1 protein-coding gene is annotated in these 1,460 nt (G+C 54.6%); it reads left to right on the top strand.

Annotation, left to right across the window (positions count from 1 at the left end; genetic code table 11):
* Positions 1 to 547: 547 nt before the first annotated feature.
* Positions 548 to 1,333, top strand: a complete 786-nt coding sequence (locus AB0F11_RS38185; RefSeq protein ID WP_362184479.1) for a hypothetical protein — start codon at positions 548 to 550, stop codon at positions 1,331 to 1,333.
* Positions 1,334 to 1,460 lie beyond the last annotated feature (127 nt).

The raw sequence follows: 1,460 nt of genomic DNA, 5'->3' as shown, positions 1-1,460 counted from the left end.
ACACCATTGAAAAGTTCATCGCCGAGGTGAAACTGACGAAGGCCGGTGCAAGCACCTACTACCAGATGATCAAGGACAAGCACGAGCCAATGGGCAAGAAGTGATTTTCTCTGCTGGATCGTATCGTTCTATGAAAGGCTCCTGCGGGAGCCTTTTTGTTTTGCGGTCAAATTCTGAGTCGGATCGCTTGGTTGGATGCAATCGTGGAGCGGCAGTGATCAACCTATTGCGGACGGAGCGGTGTGGGATGCGCTTGGAGGCGAGTTGCCGGGGGGGGCTGCGAGTCAACCTGGAGAGACCGGGAAAGCCCGGATCACGCCACTGATTCCCGCAATGAGTCTATTTGAGATTGTCGCGGGGTCTTTTTGTTTTTTAAAATGTCAATGAAAACAGCTGGTTAGGGTAGATTCATCGATATTGTCTCTCCGAGTTCGTTGATTTATTCTCTTGGTGAGTCTGCTCGATGGGTTCGTGACGCGATGAGGGTCTTGCGTTTTCCTGTGCCGTGTGTAAAATCGGGTCCGTGTAACTTTCTGAGAGTGCCCCGATGGACACTGTTGTTCGGAAAAAAAGCCCGCGCGCGCCATCGATGCCGCTTACCGACGCTCTCGAGCGGACGGTGAAGCTGTACGAGAAGGAGGGGCGGCATGCCACCTCGGTCGACGTTGTGGCCCAAGGGCTGGGTTACAATGACTCGAAGAACGGTCGTGCAGCTCAGGCGCTCGCCTCGCTGAGGTATTACGGGCTGGTCGAGCGGCCAAAGGAAGGGTATCTGGCCGTCAGTAAAGACTTCGAGTCCTATCAGTTTGCTCCCAGTGCAAGCATCAAGCGTGATCTGCTGATCAAGATGCTGACGACGCCCCCGGTATTCGCGGAACTGCTGGAGAAGTACGAGGCCCGTTTACCGTCGGATGCCACGATTAAATTCGACTTGATCCAGAAGGGATTTTCTTCAGGAACGGCTGACAACGTTGTTGCCCTGTTTCGGGAGTCTGTTGGCTTCGTTGGGTATTACGAATCATCGCCGGCTGCTGTTGACGGCGGGGATGAAGAGCAATCGGATGCTGTCGTGGCTGGCGACGTGGATTACGCGCAAACACCTCAGCAGCAGGTGGATAGTCGGGACGCATTGTCCGATCAGGTCGAGGTGCGTCGTCAATCTTTGGTGCGCGAGACAAGCGAAGAAATGGTTCGCATACCTGTCCGACTACCAAAGAACCGCCAGGCGTGGTTGGAGATTCCTATTCCCTTCTTTGAGGCGGATAAGGCTCGGTTGAAGGCGTACATCGATTTGCAGCTTACCGATGATGAGGAGGGGGAGGCTGAGGACTAAGAAATAAAAGCCCTCACGACGTTGGCGCGTCGTGAGGGCTTCTGGCAAGGTGGTGAAGGCACCCCTCTACCACCTACAACCTGTCTTGGCAGACGGCTTGAGTTTATACGCTCAAGGGGTTGTGGGC

Source organism: Streptomyces sp. NPDC032472 (genome assembly GCF_040636955.1).
Taxonomy (GTDB): domain Bacteria; phylum Actinomycetota; class Actinomycetes; order Streptomycetales; family Streptomycetaceae; genus Streptomyces.
Note: the sequence above shows the minus strand (reverse complement) of the source record. Positions and strands in the feature narration are given on the sequence as shown.